This is a genomic window from Gilvimarinus sp. 2_MG-2023 (assembly GCF_030547685.1).
Taxonomy (GTDB): Bacteria; Pseudomonadota; Gammaproteobacteria; order Pseudomonadales; family Cellvibrionaceae; genus Gilvimarinus.
On sequence record NZ_JAUOQM010000040.1, the window covers coordinates 42,965 to 66,806 of the forward strand.

The following is a 23,842-nucleotide window of genomic DNA, read 5'->3' on the forward strand; positions in this document are numbered from 1 at the left end:
AGAACGCAGAACGCAGAACGGGTGCGACCATGGATGGTGCCCCGTACCCCGCTAAACAGCTTCTAATTTGGCGTACTGCATTACCAGCCATTTAGTGCCTTCGGTATCAAAATTAATTTGTACCCGCGTGCTGGGGCCAGAGCCTTCAAAGTGGATAATGGTGCCCTCGCCGAATTTTTTATGCTCCACACGTTGACCTAATTTAAAACCGGTATCTGAGCCCGAGTCGCTTAAGCGCAGGCCCGCCTTGGCACCGCGCGATGGGTTGCGCGACCCCTGTGGCTGCAAACGTGCCGGTCGGCTGATGGTGCTTTTAATGCGAACTTCATCGAGGTGTTCATTGGGTATTTCTTTAACAAAGCGCGATACGCTGTTAAACGTCTCACCACCGTACAAGCGGCGCGTTTCGGCGTAACAGATATACAGCTTTTGCATAGCGCGGGTTATACCCACGTAGGCCAGGCGGCGCTCTTCTTCCAATCGGTCCGGGTCTTCGATGGACATTTTGTGGGGGAATAAATTCTCCTCTGCGCCCGCCATAAACACCAGCGGAAACTCCAGCCCTTTGGCCGAGTGCAGCGTCATCAGTTGTACGGCGTCTTCAAACTCATCAGCCTGTGCCTCGCCGGCATCCAGCGCGGCGGTGTCGAGAAATTGCTGCAGATCGGATTCGTCTTCGTCCTCGGCATCGAACGCAGCGCAAGCCGTGACCAGCTCTTCCAAGTTCTCCGCGCGGGCCTGGCCTTTTTCGCCTTTTTCTTTCTTGTGAAATTCGTACAGGCCTGTGGTGTCGAGCACCGATTGGGCGAGCTGATCCAGTGTCAGGTCGTCGCTTTTGTCGGTTAAGGTTTCGACTAAGCTGATAAAACCTTGTAGAGCATTGGCGGCGCGCGCGCTGAGCATCTTGTTGTGCAGAATCTGCTCGGAGGCTTGCCACAAAGAACAGCCGTGCTCGAGGGCAAAGGCGCGTATATCGTCCAGTGTTTTGGCGCCGATTCCGCGCGTAGGAGTGTTGATTACCCGCTCAAAGGCCGGGTCGTCGTTATGGCTGGCGGCAAGGCGCATATAGGCCAGGGCATTTTTAATTTCCAGCCGGTCGTAGAAGCGCTGGCCGCCGTATATACGGTAGGGGATACCTTCGCGCAGCAGGGCTTCTTCCAGCACGCGCGATTGCGCGTTGGAGCGATAGAGAATGGCGCAGCTGTTTTTGCTGTTGCCTTTTGCCGTCCAGTCGTTAATGCGCTCGACAATAAAGCGGGCTTCGTCTTGCTCGTTAAAGGCCGCGTAGAGTGAGATAGGATCCCCGTCTTCCCCCTCGGTCCAGAGGGTTTTGCCCAAGCGGCCTTGGTTGTTGGCAATCACCGCGTTAGCGGCGTTAAGGATATGGCCGGTAGAGCGGTAGTTTTGCTCGAGTCGAATTACCTGTGTTTGTGGATATTCATCTTCAAAGCGGCGAATATTTTCGATTTTGGCGCCGCGCCAGCCATAAATGGACTGGTCGTCGTCGCCCACCGCGGTTACAAAACAAGCCTCGCCCGCCAACACGCGCAGCCAGGCGTACTGCACCGAGTTGGTGTCCTGAAACTCGTCCACCAAAATAAAGGGAAAGCGGCCTTGATAGTGGCTGAGCAGTGAGGGGTTGTTGAGCCATAGCTCGTGGGCGCGCAGCAGTAGCTCGGCAAAATCGACCAAGCCGCCGCGCTCGCAATCGGCCTCGTAGGCGCGGTATACCGCCGCCATGGTACGGACAAACGGGTCGGCCGACTCCTGAATATGTTTGGCGCGCAGGCCCTCGTCTTTTTGGCCGTTGATAAACCACTGTGCCTGGCGCGGTGGCCAGCGCTCGGCATCTAGCCCGAGGTTTTGGTACACGCGTTTGATCAGGCGTAGTTGGTCGTCGCTGTCGAGAATCTGAAAGTTTTGCGGCAGCTTGGCGTCTTTCCAGTGGGCTTTGAGCAATCGGTGGGCGAGGCCGTGAAAGGTGCCCACCCACATGCTGCGGGTATTGATGGGGGTACCCGCGTCGCGAAATAACTCGTCCAAACGGCCACGCATTTCCCGCGCGGCCTTATTGGTAAAAGTGACCGCCAAAATGCTGTAGGGCGATACGCCCTGCGTTTGCACCAGCCAGGCGATGCGGTGTACCAATACCCGGGTTTTACCACTGCCGGCACCGGCGAGAATTAACTGATTGCCGGGATCGGCCGTAACGGCTTGATGTTGGGCTTGGTTTAATTGATCGACGAGTTCTGACGCTGGCATGGAATAGTTTATTTCTGGCTAGTGGCTGATGTAACAAAGCATAACATTTTACTGTAAATTTACCCAGTATCGAGGTCGGTTTGGGCTGGTATTGTGAGGGTCGGCTGTGGAATACTAACCGTGAAGCGCCACGTTCAGGCGCCGCCGCAGCAGACAAGAAGGATAATATGGAAGTACTGACACACCTGCGTTTAATGGCAGGCTACAATCTCAGAATGAATCGTCAGGTGTACGCCGGTGCCGCCAGCCTGAGCGATGAGCAACTGAACAAGCCGCTCGGGGCCTATTTCGGCTCTGTGCTCGGTACGTTAAATCACATTATGGTGGGAGATCTATTGTGGCTGCATCGCTTTCGTCGCCACAGTGAGGCATACCTCAGCCTGCAGGCGCTGAAAGAGCTACCACAGCCAACCACACTGGATACAGTCATTTATGATCGCTTCGGCGCCTTAGGGGCCGCTCGATCGATTGTCGATGAAGCAATTCTGACCTGGGTGAGCGAAGAGCTGAAACCGGCCGAACTCAGTCAGTTGCTGTCTTATCAAAACGCCAAGGGCGAAGCGGCGACACGAGATTTTGGTGAACTGATTTGCAATTTATTTAATCATCAAACCCATCATCGCGGTCAAGTCAGCACACTATTGAGCCAATTGGGCGTGGATATCGGCCCCACGGATTTTTTACTGGATATTCCCCAGCAGTAAGTTCGGGGAATTTCGTGCTTAATTGGGGCTTTTTACCCAGCCGTTTGTCGAACTTTACGACACGGCTTAATTGACTCGGAACCTGGGCTTGACTCCTGACCGCAAGCCCCCATTATGGGGCTTGATAAGCAATGTTCCCCCTTTTCGAAACGCGAGTTATTATGTCTGAGGTTTATATAATTCAGAATCAGGATCAGCTGTTTTTGAGCAAGCAGCGAGCCTGGGTGGATGGTCGTGAAGCGGCAAGCTTATACCGCACACCGCATCGCGATGAGGCGGTTAACGAAAAATTTGAAGTCAATTCTAAAGATTACAGTCAGCGGGTAACCTTGGTGACCTGCACCTTAAACGATCGCGGTGTCCCTATGATTGACCCCGCTATACTGCCGGCACCTATTCCAAAGGAAGATGAATCGCTGGCGCTTGATTTGCCCGCGAGCGATAGCACCCCTACTGCGCCGGAGCAAACTGCTCCGTCCAGTGCCAACGCTGGCTAACGAGGATCACCACTTTGTCACAATTAGACGCGCACCTGGCTGCTTTTGCAGCACCCGCTGCCAATAGCACCTTGCGCGGCGTTTTGCGCGGCCTGGAAAAAGAGAGTTTGCGAGTTACCCCCGAGGGAACCTTGGCGCAAACCGGCCACCCGGAGGCTTTGGGGGCGGCGTTTGCCCACCCGCACATCACCACCGACTACTCCGAAGCGCTGTTAGAGTTTATTACTCAGCCGCACCCGCGCATTGCCGATGCGTTAAAAGAACTCGATGACGTGCAGCGCTTTACTTATGCGCATATAAAAGACGAGTTGTTGTGGCCGGGCAGTATGCCCTGTGCCTTGGGTGGCGATAACTCCATTCCGGTGGCCCGCTACGGCACATCTAATAGCGGCAAAATGAAAACTGTTTATCGTCTGGGACTAGGCCACCGCTACGGCCGTGCCATGCAAACCATTGCCGGGGTGCACTACAACTTCTCTATGCCTGACGACTTTTGGCGCGAGTTGGCACGAATGGAAGGCTCGACCGAGTCCCTGCAAAGTTTTAAAACCGATAAATATTTTGCCCTGATTCGCAATTTCCGACGCTACTTTTGGCTACTGCTCTATTTGTTTGGTGCCGCACCGGCGGTGTGTCGAAGTTTTGTGCGCGACCGGGAGCATCAGCTGGAACCATTGGGCCGGGATGACCACACTTTACACCTACCTTATGCTACCTCGCTACGCATGGGGGATTTGGGGTATCAGAGTGCGGCGCAGCATTCTTTGGTGGTTTGCTACAACAAGCTCGACAACTATTTACAGACCTTGTGCAGCGCGATTACCCAACCTCATCCCGAATACCAGGCGATTGGTGTACGCGATTCGCAAAACCAGTACCAGCAGTTGAATGCCAGCTTGCTGCAAATCGAAAATGAGTTTTACAGTACCATTCGCCCCAAGCGCACCGCCGGCGCCGGTGAGACGGCCTTGCAGGCGCTGCGCCTAGGGGGAGTCGAGTATGTTGAAGTGCGCTGTGTCGATTTAAACCCCTACGAGCCTTTGGGTGTTAGCAGTGAACAGCTGCATTATTTGGATGCATTCTTATTGTTCTGTCTGTTGCAAGACAGCCCAGAGACCGGTATCGACGAGTACAAAGATTTACAGGAAAATCAAAAGCGTATTGTCGGCGCCGGCAGAACCCCGGAACTGACATTGAAGCAGGGGGGCGAAGAGCGCGACTTGCTGGATTGGGCGCAAGAGCTACAAGCCGGTATTGGTGCCTGTGCCGACTTATTGGATGCAGCCTGTGACACTACAGGCTATCGACAAGCCTACGAAAATCAGGCGCAAAAGTTAAGCGGGTCAAAGCCAACCCCAGCGGCTCAAATGTTGGCACAAATGCAAACCGAACAAAAAACCTACTACGGTTTAATGCTGGAGTTGGCCGGGCGGCACAAAACGTACTACGCGGAGAGGCCATTAACCGCTACGGACAGTGCAGCGTTTAGCCAAATGGCAAGTGACTCTTTCCGGCGCCAGGCGCAGACTGAAGCGGCCGATGATCAAACTTTTGAAGCGTATCTGGCCGCGTACTACGGACAATACCGCGATTGCGAAGGGTGTGGCGGTGACGGAACCCTGGCTACTTCTGCACAATCAGGTTGTTGAAGTAAACTTCCAGCACTTCGGCGGCATTTTGCTCCGCCTCCAGTAGGGCGATAATCTCCTTTTTGGCGGTTTGGCGCAGCCTTTCCACCCCATCGGTGGTGGTGATGGATTCCTCACTTTGACGCGATAACAACATTACGATTGTATTGCGAATAAGCGGCATATGGTGGCGCACCGCTGAGGCGGTATGAACGTCGTGCACCCGCAGCGAGAGTTCAGTTTTAAGATACTTTAAGCGCCCCGCCCCGCCGTAATTAACGACAAAAGGTGGTTCCATGGGGATATAAATGGAGCCCTCAACGACATCTTCTTCGCTGCCTTCTTGCGCCCATACCAAGGGACAGAACAAAAGGGCCAAAAAGATGGTTAGCGCGCGCCAGTGCTTCAATGTCATAATATTTTCCCGTTCTAATAAGCCTGCCAGCATAACCTGCCGAAACCCTATCGCATAGTCGCTATCGGCCAATACAGCGCTGCCTTAACCGTTGCGCCGTGTTAATATAGCGGACAATGTAGTTCTAATAACCCCCAGGGGACATCGTATGCTGGAAAACTGCCAAGACGCCAAACAACGCTGGGGCGGCGTCAGTCAAATTATTGATCGCTGGCTCGCTGAACGCCAACAAATGTTGGTTAAGTATTGTGCTGTATCTGATACGCAAAAAAATGATGACGACAGCCGTGGACCCAAGCTGCGTGCTATGTGTGAAATTATGGTGGACTACGTTTCCGCCGGTCACTTTGAAGTCTATGACCAATTGTTAAAAGAAGGTCAGGACTTTGGTGATGATCAGGCCCTAAAACAAGGTGCCGAACTGTTTAAAAAAGTGGATGCTACCACCGAAGAAGTCCTCGATTTTAACGATAAGTATCAGGAAACCGATGATTTGACTGCCCTGGATGCCGACCTCTCCCGTTTAGGCGAAGTGCTGGAGTCGCGGTTTACTTCTGAAGATCAGATGATTGCGGTATTGCACGACGCTCATAAAGATATGGTGTAAAGCCAATAAACCCGGCCCTAGGTCGGGTGCTGCGTCTACAGCAAGTGCTACACTTGTGGTCAAACACACAGGTGTAAGGGCGACATGAAAAAATTCTTTACTGCGTTAACTCTTATTCCCCCGCTGCTGCTCACGGCTTGCTCTCCCGTTCCCGAACCGTCCGATGCGCTAGAAGTCGCCGCTCGCACTGTGCAAAGTGGCGCTCTGTCGCGCGATGGCAACTGGGCGGTCATCGGCTCGGTGTACCACGGTGGCGGTTATTGGCACCTACCTGGGGCCGAGCGCCTGTTCAATTGGAACCACTCCGATGCCCTAGGCACCTTAATGCTCGCTGCAGATATATCCCCCGACGGCGGTTGGGCCGCTACGGTGGATGAGCAATCGCTGGTGTTGTGGAGTACCGAAACCGGCAGTAGTCGAGGGTTTTGGCGCCTGGCTGCCGGGGTGAACGATTTGGCCCTCGGCCGCCATGGCAATGTGGCCCTGTTGGGTATGGTGGATGGACGCGCCGCTTTCTATAACGTGCGCGGCGGTGGTGTTTATCAGAGCTTTGAGCATCAAGGTGAAGTCAACTCGGTGGCGGTAAATGACGACTTATCGCTCGCTTTAACCGGCGGTGAAGACTTCGCCGCCCGCCTGTGGGATTCGCAAACCGGGGAGCTTATTTTTGAAAAAATCTACCGCGAACCTGTGCAGCGGGTAGCGCTGACGGCCGATGGCAGCCGAGCTTTTGTGGCGGCCCAATACGACCGGGTGGAAATCATAGATGTGGCCAGCCAGAGGGTTCTCTGGCAGTTACCTTTGAGCAAAGAGAAAATGCTGCGCGGATTAAGCGTTACCGTCGCCCGCTTTTCGCAAGACGGCCAATATTTATTGACCGGCCGGCCCGACGGCCGTGTGCAGTTGTGGGATATCGATGGGCAAGAAGAGGTGTACACCTGGCAATTGCCAAAACGTAAAGCTTGGCAGCCGACCGCTAATGCGGTGATGGATTTAAGCTTTACCGAACACGGTGATCAGTACAAGGCCATTGGCAGCAATGGATTTGTGTATACACTCAGTTACTGAGCATGTAATGGGCGGGGTGGTTTTGGGGAGCAATGTCCGCCCAGTCGAAACCGGGCGGACATTGCATTCAGCGTTCAGCCGAATGCTTGTGGGCCAATTACTCGGCGGCCGCTTCAGTTTCTTCGGCTTCTTCTGGCGCTTCAGCCGCTTCCACTTCAATCAGCTCAACATCGAATACCAGAGTCGCGTTGGGTGGAATGCTACCTGGGTTACCGCCGGGGCCATAGGCCAGGTCGGACGGGATATAAAACTGGTACTTAGAACCGGTTTCCATCAACTGTAAACCTTCGGTCCAGCCTGGGATCACTTGGTTCAGAGCAAAAGAGGTGGTTTTTTCGCGCTCGTAAGAACTGTCGAAAACAGTGCCATCAATCAGGCGGCCTTCGTAGTGAACGGTCACGGTGTCCATAGGGCCGGGCTTGATGCCGTCACCCTGCTCCAGTACTTTATACTGTAAGCCACTCTCGGTTAGCTCAACACCTTCTTTGGAGGCGTTGTCAGATAAAAATGTTTCGCCTTCTTGCTTGTGCTTATCGGCCAGCTCTTTTTGACGCTGTTGTTGCAGCTCCATTTGTTGCTCCTGGAATTGCTGCATAACCTCTTGCATCTCTTCGCGGCTGAGCATGGGCTCAACGTCATCGCGCACATCGGTTAAGGCTTTGTTAAAAGCGTCTACTTCAATGGGTACGTCGCGGTTTTTAAAGTTAGAGGCTATATTAAGAGCCGCAATGTAGTTAACTTTTTGCTCGATGGTGTCGAGAGTGACCTCTTTAGTGGCTTCAGAGTCGCCCTGGTTGCAACCAGCCAACACCGCGGCGGAACACAGCACGCCAGTCATCAGTAAACGCTTGTTCATCATAGAAAACCCATATAGTTGTCGTGTATTGAACCACCAAATCCACATATGATGGCCGATCGGTATATCCGACCTTGTTATTACCGCTCGGTTGCGAGTTATTGCATAAGCCGGCGGCCTGTTGTGCAGCGCCTATAGTAACGCAACTGAGCAACAGTTTGGGTACCTTGGGCCGGGATTGATAAATAGCACCACCATCGGCCTTCGAGATAAAGGGTTATATGGGTCTGGTTGGGTTAACTTCAAGGCTTGGGGCTATCTGGATGTGGTCACAGTATCAAGCTGGGCGAATAGGTATTATTGACCATGAAAAGCATGGTTGAGGCGTACACTTTTATCAGTGATGAGTTTACAATAAACCTCACGAACTACTCTGACCGATTTATCTTTCATCTCACAAATTAGAAGGGTTTTTACAATGGCTGCCAAAAGGAAAACTGCTTTGTCGGTTGCGCAATTGGAAAAAGAGATTGCCTCGGTACAAAATCAGATTGCTCGCGAGCGTAGTAAGCAGCTGAGCGCTGCGGAAAAAGCGCAGGTGGCAAGCAAGAAAAAACTCGATGCCGGTAAGAAAAAGCTGGCCACATTAAAAGCAAAAAAATCGGCTGCCGCCAAGGCAAAGCCCACGGCAGCGGCCAAAACACGGCTGGCCAAGGCGACTGCCGCTCTCAATGCGCAGCAAAAATTGGTGACGACCCTTACCGCTGAGTTCAGCGCCGCTAAGCAGGCGCTTGCCGATGCAAAGCAGGCACAACAATATGCCCAGCAACTGGCAAAACTGGAAGCAAAAGAGCTAAAAGCGTTAGCCGCCAAACAAAAGCGAGCTGAGCAAAAAGCTAAGGCTAAACGCACTGCGCGGAAAAAAGCCTCTCCGGGCTCCGCTTCTAAAGCAGCGCCGGCGGTTAAAGCTCCGCCCGCAAAAAAAGCCGCACCAAAGAAAGTCGCTAGTAAATCGGTAGCGGCTAAAAAGCCAGTTAAAAAATCTGTAAAAAAACCGGCAGTGACACCAGCGCCTCAACCTGATCCGGTCAGCCCCTCTACCGTATCTGCCCCGGCTGAGACAAAGAAAAAGGTTGAAGTTGAAACCGGTGTGATCGCGCCCAATCCATTGCCCAATCATATGGGTGCTCATATGATAGAGCCCACCGATGCCGACAAGCCCAAACCGACGCCGGTACCCGACAGCCCGGCCGTGCCTAAAAGTGGCAGTTTATTTGACGAATAAACACGCGTTGGCACAAAAAAAGCCCTGTATTGCAGGGCTTTTTTATGTCTGTTTAGCCGCTTGGTGTAAGGCGTGTAGTGCCCGCTGGCATAGGTCCGGTTGGCTGCTAAGCCGCAAAAGGTAATCCATAGCGGCCTGACCTTTGGTGTCGCAAGGGCGAGGCCCCTGACGCGATAACTCCTGCAATTGGCGCAATAGATGTTGTTCGGTGCGCAGTTCACAGTCTTTGATGTCTGCGCGCAATGTTTTTTCCGGCTCGCTTAAGCAAAGGGATGCTTTCATCCAGGCCCTGGCCGAGCGCAGCGGCGTAATCACTTGCTCTTGCCAGTGTGTCGCCAGCTCTAGCCCCGCCTGCAGAGTTTGCTCATCGATACCGCTCTGGGCATCGCACCACACCAGCCACAGTAAAAGCGGCACATTCACATCATAAGTTTGCTGCAACTCAAGACACAGGGGCTCTATACCTGGCTGGCGGTAGAGCGTCGTGGCAAATTGCCAAATATCTGTGTAAGGTTCGCACATATTTTCACGGAGCCCTATGGCTGCGGTGTTGGGGGCGATTTGCCCATCAGTTTAACAGGCATTTAAATTCCATGATTGCATTAGAAGGCGTGAGCTTACAGCGGGGCAGTAAATTTCTGCTGGAAGAGGTCGATTTATCCATTTTTCCCGGGCAAAAACTGGGTATTATCGGCGCTAATGGCAGCGGTAAATCGTCGCTCTTTAAACTGTTGTTAAAGCAATTGCAGGTGGATGCCGGCCGGTTGGATATTCCCGTTCAGTGGCGGCTGTCGCACATGGCGCAAGAGGTGACTGATGTAGAGCGCAGTGCTTTAGACTATATTCTCGACGGCGATAAAGCCCTGCGCAGCTTGGAGCAGGCCATCGCTAACGCTGGTGATGACGGCGAGAAACTGGCCCACTTATACGGCGAATTAGAACACTTAGATGGCTATACCGCGGCTTCGCGCGCGGCTCAGTTGTTGGACGGTTTAGGCTTTGCTAATAGTGATCATGCGCGGCCGGTGACGGATTTTTCGGGTGGCTGGCGTATTCGGCTTAACTTGGCCCAAGCGCTGATGAGCCCATCGGATTTATTGTTATTGGATGAGCCCACCAACCACTTGGATTTAGATGCCACGCTGTGGCTGGAGGGGTGGCTGCAGGCGTACTCCGGCACCCTTTTGATTATCTCCCACGACCGTGACTTTCTCGACAATGTCGTTGGTCGCATTGTCAGTATTGAGTCCGGAAAATTGGTCGCCTACAGCGGCAACTATTCGGCCTATGAAAAGCAGCGCGCCGAGCGCCTGGCGCAACAGCAGGCAGCTTTTGTCAAACAGCAGGAAAAAGTTGAGCATTTAGAGAGCTATATTCGCCGCTTTCGGGCCAAAGCAACCAAAGCCAAGCAGGCGCAGAGCCGGATCAAACAGTTAGAACGTATGGAGGCGATTGCCCCGGCTCATGTCGACTCGCCCTTTACTTTTACCTTTCCCGCTCACGATAAAGTTTCTGATCCGTTACTGGTGCTGAACAAAGTGGATGTCGGTTATGCCGATAAAAAAATATTGGCAGACGTGAATATTAATATTGCCCCCGGCCAGCGCGTGGGCTTATTAGGGCCGAACGGGGCGGGTAAATCGAGCTTAATTAAAACCATTGCCGGTTTGTTGTCGCCCATGACAGGTGATCGGGTCACCGGGGAGCATTTTCGTCTGGGTTATTTTGCCCAACACCAACTGGAGGCACTCGACTTACAGGCCAGTGCGGCCTTGCATATTCAAAGAATAAGTCCCAAGGCGAGCGAGCAGCAGATACGTAACTTTTTGGGTGGCTTCGATTTTCAGGGCGATCGCGCTTTTGAGACTATCAATCACTTCTCGGGCGGGGAGAAGGCCCGCTTGGCTCTGGCGTTGATTGCCTGGCAAACCCCGAATGTGCTTTTACTGGACGAACCGACCAACCACTTGGACTTAGAAATGCGCCAGGCGCTTACCATGGCGCTGCAAGATTATCCGGGAGCGGTCATTGTGGTGTCGCACGATCGACATTTACTGCGCAATACAATTGATGAGTGGTTATTGGTCGCAGACGGTAAGGTAAAGGAATTTGATGGCACGCTAGAGGAGTACCACCACTGGCTAATTGATTACAAACGCAAACAAGCACCGGCGAGTAAAGGGTCAGACAAACCGGTAAACAAGGTTAAAAGCCAAGCGACTAACGCCCAGCGAGAACAGAAAAAAACCCTGATCAAGTCCCTTAAAAAGCAAGAGTCACAGGTGGATAAGTTCACCGCCGAGGTGGCTAAAGTTGAAGCGCAATTAGCCGACACATCGCTTTACGAGGACGCACAAAAAGAACGATTACAGCCGCTTTTGCAAGCCCAAGCCGATGCCCAGCAGAACCTGGCCTCCGCAGAAGAGGCGTGGTTGCAGATACAAGAAGAGTTGGATCTTCTCAGCGACGATTGATCTCGATTCACCTGACCCCGGCTAAGCATAGAAGGCCCGCCGCGGCGTCAAAAGTCCCCTATACTGAAATAATTGGATTTGGGTCCGGTAGCGAGCCGGACTTGTAAAGAATCGCAGAGGAAGAAAATATGCGCTGGATAACCGAGAGTGTGCAAACACGCCTGATGGTGGTGGTTGGGATTGGTCTAATGGGGTTGTTGGTGGCGGCCGAAGTGGCTATTTCGATGCTAAATAAGCAAATTGACAGTTACAACCAGCTGGTTGATGTCAATATTGCGCAAGAGCGTCAGATTAATAGCATGAATTTTCAGTTTAAAGTTCAGGTACAAGAGTGGAAAAATGTTCTTATCCGCGGTTCTGACTCAGCTCAGCTCGATAAATACTGGGGTCGATTTGCAGACTACCATCATGCGATTCAAACCCAAGGAGCCAACTTATTGCGCCAGCTAGACGCGGGGCAGAGCGCGCGTTTAACGCGCGAATTTCTTTCCGCCCATGAAAAAGCTTTTGGCCAGTACGAACGTGGGTTCGATGCTTTTGTGGCCTCGGGCTACAACCATCAAGCGGGGGATCAGGCTGTTTCCGGTATAGACCGTGAGCCCAGCAGGTTGTTACAGGAGGCCGCCGATCTTATTAAAGCCGATGTAGAGGCTACTGCCGAGCAGGTTCAGGCGTTAAGTGCTCGGGTCGCTTTTTGGGCGCAGATTGCGACTTTTGCGGTAGCCTTGATAGCCATGGCCGTGCTCTGGTGGCTGTTAGCCTCCAGCTTGATTAAACCCCTACGGGCTGTCATGCAGCATATCGGTGTTATGTCGGGAGGCGACTTTTCCCAAGACTTTCAGCTACGGCGCTCCGACGAGTTGGGCCAGTTAGGGGATAATTTGGCGCAAATGCAACGCGAAATTCGGGGAGTTGTTGCCTCGGTTAAAGATACCTCACATCAGTTGGGAGAGGCGTCGGCCGATATTAACCAAACCGCCAGCGATATTGCCCGTCATATCAGTGAGACGGAACACTCTACCGACCAGGTGGCCGCCGCGGTGAATGAAATGTCTTCCACCGTGCAAGAAGTGGCCAGCAATGCCGCCGGCGCGGCCGAGGCTGCTGGCAGTGCCGATGACAATGCTAAAAGCGGTATAAGCGTGATGGAAAACACTGTCACCTCCATCAATGAGTTGGCCGCACAGGTGGAGGATGTCAGCCAGTCGATGGCGCAGCTGGAGGCCGAGAGCGACCGTATTGGGCATGTTTTGGGTGTGATTAAAGGCATTGCCGAGCAAACCAACTTGCTCGCTCTTAACGCCGCTATTGAAGCTGCCCGGGCCGGTGAGCAGGGCCGAGGCTTTGCTGTAGTCGCCGATGAAGTTCGCGCCTTGGCGCAGCGCACGCAAGAGTCGACCGCGGAGATTCAACAAATTATTGAGGCGGTGCAAAGTGGTGCCTCCGGTGCGGCTCAGGCGATGGAAATAAGCCGTGATAAAACCCAACAAACGGTGGGTTTAATGGACGAGACCGGCACTGCCATTCGCGCTATCTCAGAGGCGATTTCCAGTATTTTGGACATGAACACGCAAATTGCAACCGCGGCCGAAGAGCAGAGCTACGCCTCGGAAGAAATTAATAAAAATGTTACCCACGTGGTCACCATGGTGCAAAACGCGCATAACAGTGCCCAGCAATCCACGGCAACGGCCAATGAGTTAGACGCAACAGCGCAAAAACTGGGCAAACAGATCGCCCACTTTACGGTGTAAAGGCGAGTGTCAGTCGGGGGCGCCTACTAGGGCTAACCCGTCACTCAGCATCAGAAATTACCACGTTATTCGAATTATTCGCCATAAAGCTCATAAAAGGGGTGAAGTGAGGCCGGTGTGCGAAAAGGAAAGGTAATACTGAGTCCCTCCGTGCCGCAGTTTGCGGGCAAGAAGCACGGAGAGCTCAGTATTTAAGCTGTCGGCCAGTGAGCGGATAAGTTTAGGTTTTCTTTTCCCGGTAACCCGCCCTGGCGTTTATCGTTGCTACTTTCCTTTTTTAATCGCCTGTTGTAGCAGTGCGCCCATGCTGCCTACGGCGGCTTGGGGCTGGCGTTCTTTGCGGTTGTGCTTCTGCGCCGAGGGCGCGCGTCTCGAGCGCTGGGGCTCACCGCCGGTTTTCTCGCCGGGGGTATCGTCCAGGCGCATAGATAAGCCAATGCGCTTGCGATCGACATCCACTTCCATCACTTTCGCTTTGACGATATCGCCGGCTTTGACCACCTCGCGCGGGTCTTTAACGAAGGTGTTGGACAGCGCCGAGATATGCACTAAGCCGTCCTGATGCACGCCGATGTCAACAAAAGCCCCGAAGTTGGTGACATTGGTGATGGTGCCTTCCAAAATCATACCGGGCTCTAAGTCCTTAATGGTGTCTACGCCATCTTTGAATTCCGCGGTGCGGAACTCGGGGCGGGGGTCGCGCCCGGGTTTATCCAGCTCGCGCAGAATATCGGTAATGGTGGGTACACCGAATTGCTCGGTCACATATTGTTGCGGCTTAATGCTGGATAAAAAGGCCGAATCGCCCAGCAAATCGCTGACCTGACGCTCGTTCTTTTGCGCAATGGATTCTACCAGCGTGTAACTTTCCGGGTGCACCGCCGAGCGGTCCAGAGGGTTGCTGCCTTCGGCAATACGCAAAAAGCCCGCCGCTTGTTCAAAGGTTTTGGCGCCAAAACGGGTGACGTCTTTCAGTTGGCTGCGAGACGAAAATGCTCCGTTTTTATCGCGAAATTCCACAATATTGTTGGCTAATGTCGTGTTTAAGCCAGAAACTCGCGCCAGTAGAGCGGCCGAAGCGGTGTTGACCTCGACCCCGACGGCGTTTACGCAGTCTTCGACCACAGCGTCCAGTGAGCGGGCCAGCTGCGACTGGGAGACATCGTGTTGGTATTGGCCCACCCCGATGGATTTTGGGTCAATTTTAACCAGCTCTGCCAGGGGATCTTGCAGGCGGCGGGCGATCGAGATGGCGCCGCGGATGGTAACGTCCAGATCGGGGAATTCTTTGGCAGCGAACTCTGAGGCAGAGTACACGGAGGCGCCAGATTCGTTGACGATCACCGGCTTGGCGTCCAAGTCGTCGTGGCGCTTGAGCATATCTTTAACGAACTTTTCTGTTTCGCGGCTCGCGGTACCATTGCCGATGGCAATTAAGTTGGCGTTGTACTTACGGCACATATTGGCCAGAATTTTTTCCGATTCGGCAATTTTATTCTGCGGCTGATTGGGGAAGATCGCGCCGTGATCCAGCACTTTACCCGTTGCATCCAGCACCGCCACCTTAACGCCGGTACGCAGCCCGGGGTCGAGACCGATGGTGGCTTTTTGCCCTGCGGGGGCGGCTAATAGTAAATCTTTAAGGTTAGAGGCGAAAACTTTAATGGCGTCCTCTTCCGCACTATTGCGCAGTTCGCCTAACAAGTCGGTCTCCAAGTGGGTCAGCAGTTTGACCCGCCAGGTCCAGCGTACTACTTCGGCCAGCCAGGTGTCGGCGGCGCGGCCTCGATTGTGGATGTCCCAATGATCGGCCACCATGGCCTCGCAGGGGTGAGATGAGCCGGGCTCTAATCCGTCGAGGATCAGAGCGAGGGTTAATACCCCCTCATTGCGGCCGCGGAACATCGCCAGCGCCCGGTGTGAGGGCGTGCTTTTCAGGGGTTCATCGTGCTCAAAATAGTCGCGAAACTTCTGCACTTCTTGTGCTTGATTGGTGTCTTTACCGGCCGCAACACGGCTGGAAATAACGGCCTCTTTGACTAAAAAGTCACGAAGTTTGGCCAACAGATTGGCATCTTCGCTGAATTTTTCCATCAAAATATATTTGGCGCCATCCAGAGCCGCTTTAATGTCGTCGATTTTATGTTCGGCGTTTAGATATTTGGCGGCCTCGGTGTCAGGCGCGAGCGTGGGGTCTTGCAGCAGGGCTTGCGCCAGAGGTTCAAGGCCGGCCTCGATGGCGATCTGGCCTTTTGTACGGCGCTTTGGCTTATACGGTAGATAAAGATCTTCCAGCCGGGTTTTGGTGTCGGCGGATTTAATCTCACCCTCCAGCTCGGGGGTGAGTTTATCCTGCTCGGCGATGCTTTTGAGGATGGTGTCGCGACGCTCTTCCAGCTCGCGCAGGTAGCGCAGGCGTTCCTCTAGGTTGCGCATTTGGGTGTCGTCCAGCCCGCCGGTGACCTCTTTGCGATAGCGGGAAATAAAAGGAACGGTCGCTCCTTCATCGAGGAGGTTGACGGCCGCGCTAACCTGCTGGCCCTGAATGTTTAACTCGTCGGCAATGCGCTGATAAATACTGCTCATGATGTTATCTCTTGTCTATCCAACCGCTTGTGTGGTGCTGAAGTCGAAGCATTATGCGCAATTACGCCGCCGATTACAGTCTTGAAATCGTCGACATTATGTGTCTGCTCTCAGTGCCGCTTAGGGCTTGTTAAATTTTCTATAGGTGATATGGTTAGGTATATCACTGATTCAGTAATCGATGCGAGAGCCTAAACAACATGCAGTGGCGAGATGATCAGCCCATTTATCGACAGTTATACGATCGCATGATCACCTTAATTTTGCGTGGCCAGCTGGCCGCCGGTGATGCTTTGCCCTCTGTGCGCCAGGTGTCGGCCGATTTTAAAATCAATCACCTAACCGTCGCCAAGGCCTATCAAGGGTTAGTAGAGGAAGGGCTGGTAGAGAAGCGGCGCGGGATGGGTATGTATGTATTAAGTGGGGCCCGGGAGGCGTTGATGACGCGAGAGCGTGAGCAGTTTATGCAATCTTTGCCAGCGTTGGTTGAGCGCGGTGCGTCGGTGGGGGTGGATGTGGAAACACTGGTGCAGGCACTGCGCCAGCTGAACAAGGGAGAGTCAAAATGACAGCCATTATTTCCGCTCAGAATATCCATAAGCGCTATGGGCAGCAACAGGTTCTGAATAACATCAATTTGAATATCCCTGCCGGTAAAATTGTCGGCTTGATTGGCCCCAACGGCGCCGGCAAAACGACTTTGTTGCAAGTATTGTTGGGCTTGAGTATGGCCGGTGGAGATATTGCCGTTATGGGACGGGACCCGCGCCAAGAGCGTTCCACCATGTTGGAAGATGTTTGTTTTATTGCCGATACGGCAACGCTTCCGCGCTGGATGAGTGTGCAACAAGTACTGACTTACACCGAAGGCATTCACCCCAAATTCGATCGCAAGCGGGCCGAGCAGTTTCTCGCCCAGACCCAGATTCAAGCCCAGCGCAAGATCAGACAGCTCTCAAAAGGCATGATCACACAGCTTCATCTGGCTCTGGTGATGGCGATTGATGCCAAATTGTTGGTGTTGGATGAACCGACCTTAGGGCTGGATTTAGTGTATCGCCGCTTATTTTACGATGCACTATTGAATGACTTTTACGATCAGGATCGAACCATCGTGATTACCACCCATCAAGTGGAAGAGATTGAGCATTTGCTGACGGATGTTTTGTTTATCAACGGGGGTGAAATTGTACTGGATCAAACACTGGAGTCGATGGCGGGGCGCTTTTTAAAGGTCACTGTTACCCCGGAAAAAGAAAGCCAGGCTCAGGCGTTTAAGCCTATTTTGCAAAACCGCACCTTGGGTGGTCAGGAGTATATTTTTGAGGATATAGCGGCAGAACATTTAGAGCCACTTGGCAGCGTGAGTATGGCGAGCCTGGCGGAAGTGTTTATCGCCAAAGTGACGGCGCGATCAATGGTCGCGGAGGCGCAGGGATGAAAAAATTAAAAACACAGGTAATGCGCGAAGTGTGGGAGAGCCCCGGTCTATTCTATAAGGCCCCTATCGTGCTGGCGGTAGTGGTTGTGCTGTTATCATTAATGTCTTTTTACTCATTAGATCAAAGCAATGTCAGTGAGTGGACACTGGGCGCCTCGACGGATCGGTGGCGCCTGGACTCGCAGTCGGCCTCCTCTGCGCAAAGTGCTCAGGTTGTCGAGCCTATCATCGAAAAAATTGCCTACGGACGCTACTTAATTTTTGCCCTGTTTGGGGTGGTTTGTTTATTTAACAGTATGAGCTATGCCTTTAGCGCGTTGCTTGCCGATCGCAAAGATCGTAGTGTTTTATTTTTTAAGTCTTTGCCTTTGTCCGAGTGGCAAGTGGTCCTTGTGAAGTTAGGGGTGTCAGTTTTTCTTATACCTTTATTTTACTGGGGTTTATCATTAGTTGCCGTGGCAGCCTATACCTTGGTGGCTGACATATTTGTGTTCCATGCATTAGGTGTGGAGTTTGGTTATGTCGTGCAGCAGGTGCCGGTTATAAAAACCTTATTGGGCGGTGCCTTGGGCGTTGTAATGACGGCATTATGGGCGTTGCCGCTTTACTCACTGCTTTTGCTTTTCTCGGCTTGGTCGAAAAAATCACCGCTGGGCCTTTTGGGCGCAGTATTGCTGGTGATCTGGGTGTTGGAAAAATGGTTTTTAGGGACGCATTACTTAGGTGATAGCCTGCGATTGTATTTCAGTGGTCTGGAGATTGTGGGGCAGATAAGCTTTGTGCCGGTTAATCCGCAGGAGCCATTGGCGCACGCTTGGCGCATACTGGTCTCACCGGGGCTGTACCTTGGGTTAATAGTCAGTGCCGCGTGTGTACTCCTAGCGGTGCGCTTGCGCAATAGGCGTTTTGAGATATAACCAAAAACAGGTTTGCTACAGTTGCTGTTCAACAGAGGGTATTGCAATGAATGAAGTGGATTTTTTAGCTCAATCGGGTGGATATGCGGTCGGTTGGGGTACATTGGCCTTAATTAATGCCGGCATTGCACAGGGCAAAAACCGCAGTGGCTTAGCGTGGTTTTTACTGTCGATCTTACTGGGGCCGATAGCGACCTTGATTTTGGTAATACTCGACAAGCGGCGTGAGTTTTAAGCTAGAATAAGCGGTAAAATTGAAACTGCTATTTTAGGGAGGCGCCAGTGCTTCGGCTCGGATTAATAATAAGCTTCTTGGTAGTTCTGCTACCGGCCGCGGTGGTGGCCGATCAGCGGCAGATCATTACCTTTCAGGCCGAGGCCTACAATGCTCATGATGTGGAAGAATATGCCAGTTATTTTCATGCAGACATTGAGGTTTACAACTATCCGGACTCGCCCATTACTACCGGACACGGCTCACTGATTGCAACGACCAAGAGTACCTTTGCTGACCGATCACCTAAGACCGAAATTATCAATACCATTGAAATTAATAACAAAGTGATTGCCCATGAAATGGCAAGCTTTGTGGTTAAGGGGTATCGTCAATCCATACCGGTGGTGAAAATATACGAATTTAAAAATGGTCTCATCAGACGCATGACATTTTTAAATTGAAGCAAAGAACTTCTTCTAATAGATATGCACACATTCTACTGAGTAATATTATGACCGAAACTGCCGATGAAACTGTATATTGGGATATGGTGGATACTTTTATTGAGCAAGCCAATGAGCTGACGGATAATGCCGAGCCAAGTATGGTGAGTGCAGCAATGCTGCAAGCTCTGGCACGTTACAGCGCATTTTTGGTGGCCAATGCATCGGTCGATCGAAAAGAGTTCACCGAAGAAATGGAGTCGGCCACTTCGTTTTTAACTAATCAATTTCGCGATGCGGTACGGGATAACCTCGAAGATTATCGAGAGAACTATAAAGTTTATATGAAAGTGGATGATGAAAACCAGTAAGCGATTGATGTATTCGCCCTGCCCTCTAGTATAAAGCGACCGCCCTTTGAATAACTGCGCTCTTATTATTGGTTACGTTTGGCCCGAGCCCAACTCGTCCGCAGCGGGCTCGCGTATTGTGCAGCTTGTACAAGCCCTGCAAGATGGCGGCTTTGACGTTCACTTTGCCTGCGCGGCAACGCCAACCGATCACCAAATTGATTTGTCATCTCTCAAGGTAACACCTCATACGGTGGCCTTGAATTGCTCCAGTTTCGATGAGTTTGTTGAACAACTACAGCCCCGTGTGGTTTTGTTTGATCGGTTCGTCACTGAGGAGCAGTTTGGTTGGCGTGTGGCACAATCCTGCCCGGACGCTTTACGGGTGCTCGATACCGAAGACTTACACAGTTTGCGTTACGCTCGCCAGGCCCTGCTAAAACAATCTTTGCAGGCCTCGGCCAGTGTCGGTCCGGTACTGGCCGGCAGTGATGTGATTTTTTCGGCCATGCGCGACAGCGATATGATCTTGCGTGAAGTGGCGGCCATCTTCCGCTGTGATTTGACGCTTATGATTTCCGACTATGAGATACAGTTGTTAACCGACTACTGTCACGTTCCGGCCTCGCTTTTGTATCACCTGCCTTTTATGGTGCAATCCAGTAACCGCTTGCAGCCGTCCTTTGCCGCCCGGCAGAACTTTGTCTCAATCGGTAATTTTCGCCATGCCCCGAACTGGGACGCGGTACTGTGGTTAAAACAATCTATTTGGCCATTGTTACGCAAACTGTGCCCTGATGCCGAACTGCATATTTACGGTGCCTACCCACCGAAAAAAGCCACCGACTTAACCAATGCCCGCGAGCGTTTTTTGGTTAAGGGGTGGGCTGATGACGCTCAGCAGGTGGTGGAAAATTCCAGAGTACTACTGGCGCCTTTGCGTTTTGGTGCGGGTATCAAAGGCAAGTTGATTGATGCAATGCAAACCGCCACCCCGAGCGTTGTGACCAGCATTGCGGCGGAGTCTATGCCAGGCGACCACCCTTGGCCGGGAAGACGGGCCGATACTGCTGAAGCCTTTTCCCAAGAGGCCGCCACGCTTTACGGTAGTGAGTCTGATTGGGCCGATGCCGCTCGGTTGTGCCGGCCACTCTTACAGGCGCGCTACGATTTTTCCGGGCATACGTCAGATTTTTTAAGGCTTATTAACGAGCGATTGTCTAATTTGGAATCTTATCGGCGAGATAACTTTTTGGCGGCTATGTTTCAGTACCACAGTGCCCGCAGCACTGAGTTTATGTCGCGCTGGATTGAGGTAAAAAGTCGATTGAAAACGCTGCAAGAGTAAGTTTAATCGGAAGTGTTTTCCGCGGTTTTTTGTCGGTTGTTTTTTTTAAGCGGTGCAGAAAATTGTAAAATAAGAAAATTGGTTAGCGCCAAAACTAAGGCAATTTCGTATCGGTTATAGGCAACAGAAACACCGATCGCCCCAGTATTCCAAATGCTGGCAGCGGTTGCCGTGCCCATGGTGTGGTTATTATTTTTTAAGATTGCCCCGCCGCCGATAAAACCAATACCGGTAATAATGCCATACATAACCTTGGCCTCGGCCTCGCTGGTATCGAACACCTGCATTGCCACTAACATATAGGCGCATGAGGCGAGTGCCACCAATGGGAAAGTTCGCAGCCCAGCACCGGGAGTAGAATACTCGCGGTTAAATGCCATGGGGGCCGTCAGTATTAAGGCGATGCCCATCTGGAGCAGGTGCTCTAGAATCTCTTGCGGATTTAGCTCAAAGTTCATCAGTCAATTAAATAGTATTCAACGGTAGAGACAACCCGAATTTTTTTAATGTGCGGGTTGTTGGCATCGCGGGCACTGATACTAAATTGACCCTGTGAGGCGCGTTTAATTTTCCCCAGGCGACTGCCCGAGTCGGCGGCAAATTTATTGGCGACTTCACGGGCTTTGAGGGTGGCCTCTTCGATCATGCTGGGTTTAATGTCATTGAGGCCGGTGAACAAATACTCGGTTCGGGCGTCATAGTTTCCAGCGGTTAAGACGATACCCTTTTTGCCCAGCTCGCTGGTGTTGGCCATGGCTTGGCGCACGCCGGCTAAGTCTTCGCTGTAGACGGTCACCACGGCGGTTGCCACGTAGCGAAAAGGCGCGCTGGCGTTGCCGTAGGACTGGGCCGACTTGTCGGTTATCACCGGGGCATTGGTGGTAATATCGGTATTGGCAATGCCTTGTGCTTGTAAAAAAGTGCGTATATCGGTGGTGTTTTGTTCCAGGTGAGCATAGAGCTCGGTCAGCTCATTGCTGGCCAGAGTAAAACTAATCGGCCAAATAACGATGTCGGCGGGCAATTCCCGTTCCGCCAAACCTTTTGCCGTCACACTGCGCTCGTACTCTTTAACGGCTAGGGCAGCACTTTTTCCCAAGTAACCCACAAGCCCAAAGGCGGTCAGTAGTAGAGCCCCAAGGATTAGGGCGGGACGAGAATTCGACATAGCACCACCTGATGATTCTTTAAATTGAAAACCTTTAGTAATTACTATACTCAAATTCGAGCGATAGACAAAGGAGCTTAGTGTGCAAGCAAGTGAAAAAGAGCAATGGAGTGCGGATAAAGAGCTAGCGGGTTTTGACGTCTTAGCCTTGAGTACCGGGCAGGCGCCTGCGTATCGGGCGACTCTAGTGCGCGCCTGCGACAACCCGGTTAAGGCCAAGGGCACCATCGTGTATCTGCACGGTATGACCGACTATTTTTTTCAGGCCCATTTGGCCCATGCTCTGGTGGAGGCCGGATTTGCTTTTTACGCACTGGACTTGCACGGCTACGGGCGCTCGCTCAATGGGGACACTCACCCCAACTATTGCAGCCGGGTGGACGAGTACTTTGCCGAAATCGATTTGGCGTTAAAAACAATAAAATCGGAAACGACGGGGCCGCTGGTGGTAAACGCCCACTCCACGGGTGGCTTAATTGCTAGTTTGTACGCTCATCGCGGCGCCGAGCGCAAGCTGATCGACGGCTTGTGTTTAAACAGTCCCTTTTTCGAGTTCCCAGCCCATGGGGTGGAGCTGTTCGGTATTAAAGTTTTGGCCTGGTTGGGCCGCTGGTTGCCGTACCTGTCTTATTCGCGCAAGACACCCTCACTGTACGCTCAGAGTATTCACCAGAGCTTTCGCGGCCAGTGGCAGTACAATACGACGATTAAGCCTGCCGAAGGTTTTCCCTTATACCTCGGCTGGATTCGGGCTATTGTGATCGCCCAGCGCGAATTACAGGCCGGACTGGCGATTGAGTGCCCGGTGCTGGTTATGCACTCATCTCGCTCTATACGCGGATTAGGTCAGTGGCAGGACGATATGTTGTCCACCGATGCGGTCTTGGATGTCGAAGATATGCGCCGCTATGGCCCAGGTTTAGGGGCTAAGGTGAGTATGGTGGAAGTCGAAGGCGGTATGCACGATTTAATGTTATCGACAGAGTCGGTGCGCCGCGATACGCTGAGCCAAATGTATACTTGGCTGGGACAGATTATCGCTTCTGTCGAATAAGGCAATTAGCGGTCGAGCAACAAGTTACCCACCGGATCGACCCTAAGTGTCCACCCCTTCGCCACCAAGGTGGTGGAGACTTGCTCAACAATCAGTGCGGGCCCGGCAATGGTTTGCCCTGCTCCAAGCTGGTTGCGCTGAAAAATTTGGGTACTGCCCAACTGTGGCAGGTCACATTGATCGATTGGCTCGGCCGCGCCCGTATTGAGTGTGGGCAGCTCGATCGCATGGGCTTGGGTTTTGACCCGAACCCGCAGGTTGACCACCTCGACCGGAATGGCTAAACGATGGCCGTAGCGGTGCTCGTGTGCTTGATGAAAGGCCTCACTGATGTCGATCCGGGCGTCGTAGGGAATATTAATGGCGAAGCTCTGGCCTAAATAGCGCACATCTAAACTATCTTCCTGTTCGATCTCCTCGGGGCTGACTCCTTCGCGCTCTAGCTCTTGGCGGCCTTGTACTGCCAGCTGAGTCAAAGCGTCTAGCAGCTCCGCGGTATCACAGTCCGCGCTGGGTTTTTGCCAGCTGCGCGACAGCTGGCGCTCGCGCGGAGCCACCAACATCCCCAGGGCCGAGAGTACGCCGCCGTGAATAGGCACCATGGCGCGGCTCATGTTCAGTTCTTCGGCCAGAGCGCAGACATGCAGGCCACCGGCACCACCAAAACAACACAGGCGAAAGTCCGCCGGGTTATGTCCGCGCTGAACCGAGATAACGCGCAGCGCCGCTACCATATGCTCGTTGGCGAGGCGAATCACCCCGAGGGCAGTTTGCAGCGCGGGCAATTTTAAGTCTGCCGCCAGCTGCGCAATGGCTTGTTCGGCCGCT

24 protein-coding genes are annotated in these 23,842 nt (G+C 52.6%); 16 read left to right on the forward strand and 8 right to left on the reverse strand.

The window, feature by feature from the left end; genetic code table 11:
- Nucleotides 1–51: 51 nt before the first annotated feature.
- Nucleotides 52–2,262: a DNA helicase II gene (gene uvrD / locus Q4526_RS08685; protein WP_215976665.1), complete on the reverse strand. Its 2,211-nt coding sequence runs from the start codon at nt 2,260–2,262 to the stop codon at nt 52–54.
- 167 nt (nt 2,263–2,429) lie between these two features.
- Between uvrD and Q4526_RS08690 the strand changes: the two genes are divergently transcribed.
- From Q4526_RS08690 to gshA, 3 genes are all read left to right on the forward strand, one after another.
- The gene (locus Q4526_RS08690) at nt 2,430–2,966 is read left to right on the forward strand and encodes a DinB family protein (protein ID WP_215976666.1); all 537 of its coding nucleotides are present in this window, start codon (nt 2,430–2,432) and stop codon (nt 2,964–2,966) included.
- Between the two features lie 203 nt (nt 2,967–3,169).
- The gene (locus tag Q4526_RS08695; RefSeq protein WP_215976667.1) at nt 3,170–3,463 is read left to right on the forward strand and encodes a hypothetical protein; all 294 of its coding nucleotides are present in this window, start codon (nt 3,170–3,172) and stop codon (nt 3,461–3,463) included.
- Between the two features lie 14 nt (nt 3,464–3,477).
- Entirely contained in the window at nt 3,478–5,112 is a 1,635-nt protein-coding gene (gshA, locus tag Q4526_RS08700; RefSeq protein WP_215976668.1) for a glutamate--cysteine ligase, read from the forward strand.
- Here the strand turns inward: gshA and Q4526_RS08705 are convergent.
- On the reverse strand, nt 5,087–5,506 hold the full coding sequence (locus Q4526_RS08705) for a flagellar basal body-associated FliL family protein (RefSeq protein WP_215976669.1): 420 nt from the start codon (nt 5,504–5,506) through the stop codon (nt 5,087–5,089). The two genes, gshA and Q4526_RS08705, sit on opposite strands and share 26 nt — an antisense overlap.
- A gap of 148 nt (nt 5,507–5,654) precedes the next feature.
- Here Q4526_RS08705 and rsd point away from each other — a divergent pair, with 148 nt between their 5' ends.
- Both rsd and Q4526_RS08715 read left to right on the forward strand, forming a co-directional pair.
- Entirely contained in the window at nt 5,655–6,113 is a 459-nt protein-coding gene (gene rsd, locus Q4526_RS08710) for a sigma D regulator (protein WP_215976670.1), read from the forward strand.
- Between the two features lie 84 nt (nt 6,114–6,197).
- Entirely contained in the window at nt 6,198–7,181 is a 984-nt protein-coding gene (locus tag Q4526_RS08715; protein ID WP_215976671.1) for a WD40 repeat domain-containing protein, read from the forward strand.
- Between the two features lie 97 nt (nt 7,182–7,278).
- On the opposite strand, the gene Q4526_RS08720 is transcribed toward Q4526_RS08715, so the two are convergent.
- A complete protein-coding gene (locus tag Q4526_RS08720) occupies nt 7,279–8,040 on the reverse strand; it encodes an FKBP-type peptidyl-prolyl cis-trans isomerase (protein ID WP_303604655.1) in 762 nt (253 codons plus the stop codon).
- Between the two features lie 439 nt (nt 8,041–8,479).
- Between Q4526_RS08720 and Q4526_RS08725 the strand changes: the two genes are divergently transcribed.
- The gene (locus Q4526_RS08725) at nt 8,480–9,262 is read left to right on the forward strand and encodes a hypothetical protein (RefSeq protein ID WP_215976672.1); all 783 of its coding nucleotides are present in this window, start codon (nt 8,480–8,482) and stop codon (nt 9,260–9,262) included.
- A gap of 42 nt (nt 9,263–9,304) precedes the next feature.
- Here Q4526_RS08725 and Q4526_RS08730 read toward each other — a convergent pair whose 3' ends face one another.
- Complete coding sequence (locus tag Q4526_RS08730) at nt 9,305–9,784, reverse strand: TIGR02444 family protein (RefSeq protein WP_215976673.1); 480 nt, start codon at nt 9,782–9,784, stop codon at nt 9,305–9,307.
- 71 nt (nt 9,785–9,855) lie between these two features.
- Between Q4526_RS08730 and Q4526_RS08735 the strand changes: the two genes are divergently transcribed.
- A complete protein-coding gene (locus Q4526_RS08735) occupies nt 9,856–11,736 on the forward strand; it encodes an ATP-binding cassette domain-containing protein (RefSeq protein ID WP_215976674.1) in 1,881 nt (626 codons plus the stop codon).
- Nucleotides 11,737–11,864: 128 nt separating this feature from the next.
- Nucleotides 11,865–13,490 (forward strand): methyl-accepting chemotaxis protein, encoded by a 1,626-nt coding sequence (locus Q4526_RS08740; protein ID WP_215976675.1) that lies wholly within the window; start codon nt 11,865–11,867, stop codon nt 13,488–13,490.
- 264 nt (nt 13,491–13,754) lie between these two features.
- Here Q4526_RS08740 and Q4526_RS08745 read toward each other — a convergent pair whose 3' ends face one another.
- Nucleotides 13,755–16,076, reverse strand: a complete 2,322-nt coding sequence (locus Q4526_RS08745) for a Tex family protein (protein ID WP_215976676.1) — start codon at nt 16,074–16,076, stop codon at nt 13,755–13,757.
- Nucleotides 16,077–16,276: 200 nt separating this feature from the next.
- Between Q4526_RS08745 and Q4526_RS08750 the strand changes: the two genes are divergently transcribed.
- From Q4526_RS08750 to Q4526_RS08780, 7 genes are read left to right on the forward strand one after another with little or no spacing between them, the layout of a single operon-like run.
- Nucleotides 16,277–16,645, forward strand: a complete 369-nt coding sequence (locus Q4526_RS08750) for a GntR family transcriptional regulator (protein ID WP_215976677.1) — start codon at nt 16,277–16,279, stop codon at nt 16,643–16,645.
- Nucleotides 16,642–17,517 carry an ABC transporter ATP-binding protein gene (locus Q4526_RS08755; protein WP_215976678.1) on the forward strand — a complete coding sequence of 292 codons (876 nt, stop codon included), beginning with the start codon at nt 16,642–16,644 and terminating at the stop codon, nt 17,515–17,517. The genes Q4526_RS08750 and Q4526_RS08755 overlap by 4 nt, the downstream gene beginning before the upstream one ends.
- On the forward strand, nt 17,514–18,434 hold the full coding sequence (locus Q4526_RS08760; protein WP_215976679.1) for a hypothetical protein: 921 nt from the start codon (nt 17,514–17,516) through the stop codon (nt 18,432–18,434). Before Q4526_RS08755 ends, Q4526_RS08760 begins: the two co-directional genes overlap by 4 nt.
- Before the next feature lie 46 nt (nt 18,435–18,480).
- The gene (locus Q4526_RS08765) at nt 18,481–18,669 is read left to right on the forward strand and encodes an antitermination protein NusB (protein WP_215976680.1); all 189 of its coding nucleotides are present in this window, start codon (nt 18,481–18,483) and stop codon (nt 18,667–18,669) included.
- Between the two features lie 47 nt (nt 18,670–18,716).
- Entirely contained in the window at nt 18,717–19,112 is a 396-nt protein-coding gene (locus Q4526_RS08770; RefSeq protein WP_215976681.1) for a nuclear transport factor 2 family protein, read from the forward strand.
- Nucleotides 19,113–19,162: 50 nt separating this feature from the next.
- Nucleotides 19,163–19,465 carry a DUF3144 domain-containing protein gene (locus Q4526_RS08775; protein ID WP_215976682.1) on the forward strand — a complete coding sequence of 101 codons (303 nt, stop codon included), beginning with the start codon at nt 19,163–19,165 and terminating at the stop codon, nt 19,463–19,465.
- A 46-nt stretch (nt 19,466–19,511) separates the two neighbouring features.
- Entirely contained in the window at nt 19,512–20,792 is a 1,281-nt protein-coding gene (locus Q4526_RS08780; protein WP_215976683.1) for a glycosyltransferase, read from the forward strand.
- 2 nt (nt 20,793–20,794) lie between these two features.
- Here the strand turns inward: Q4526_RS08780 and Q4526_RS08785 are convergent, their stop codons facing one another.
- Nucleotides 20,795–21,250, reverse strand: coding sequence for an MgtC/SapB family protein (locus tag Q4526_RS08785; RefSeq protein ID WP_215976684.1), 456 nt, complete (start codon nt 21,248–21,250; stop codon nt 20,795–20,797).
- Nucleotides 21,250–21,960 (reverse strand): SIMPL domain-containing protein, encoded by a 711-nt coding sequence (locus Q4526_RS08790; protein ID WP_215976685.1) that lies wholly within the window; start codon nt 21,958–21,960, stop codon nt 21,250–21,252. Before Q4526_RS08790 ends, Q4526_RS08785 begins: the two co-directional genes overlap by 1 nt.
- An 82-nt stretch (nt 21,961–22,042) precedes the next feature.
- Between Q4526_RS08790 and Q4526_RS08795 the strand changes: the two genes are divergently transcribed.
- Complete coding sequence (locus Q4526_RS08795; RefSeq protein ID WP_215976686.1) at nt 22,043–23,014, forward strand: alpha/beta hydrolase; 972 nt, start codon at nt 22,043–22,045, stop codon at nt 23,012–23,014.
- Between the two features lie 5 nt (nt 23,015–23,019).
- Here Q4526_RS08795 and Q4526_RS08800 read toward each other — a convergent pair.
- The coding region (locus Q4526_RS08800) for a hydantoinase/oxoprolinase family protein (RefSeq protein ID WP_303609596.1) at nt 23,020–23,842 on the reverse strand (823 nt) is incomplete at its 5' end.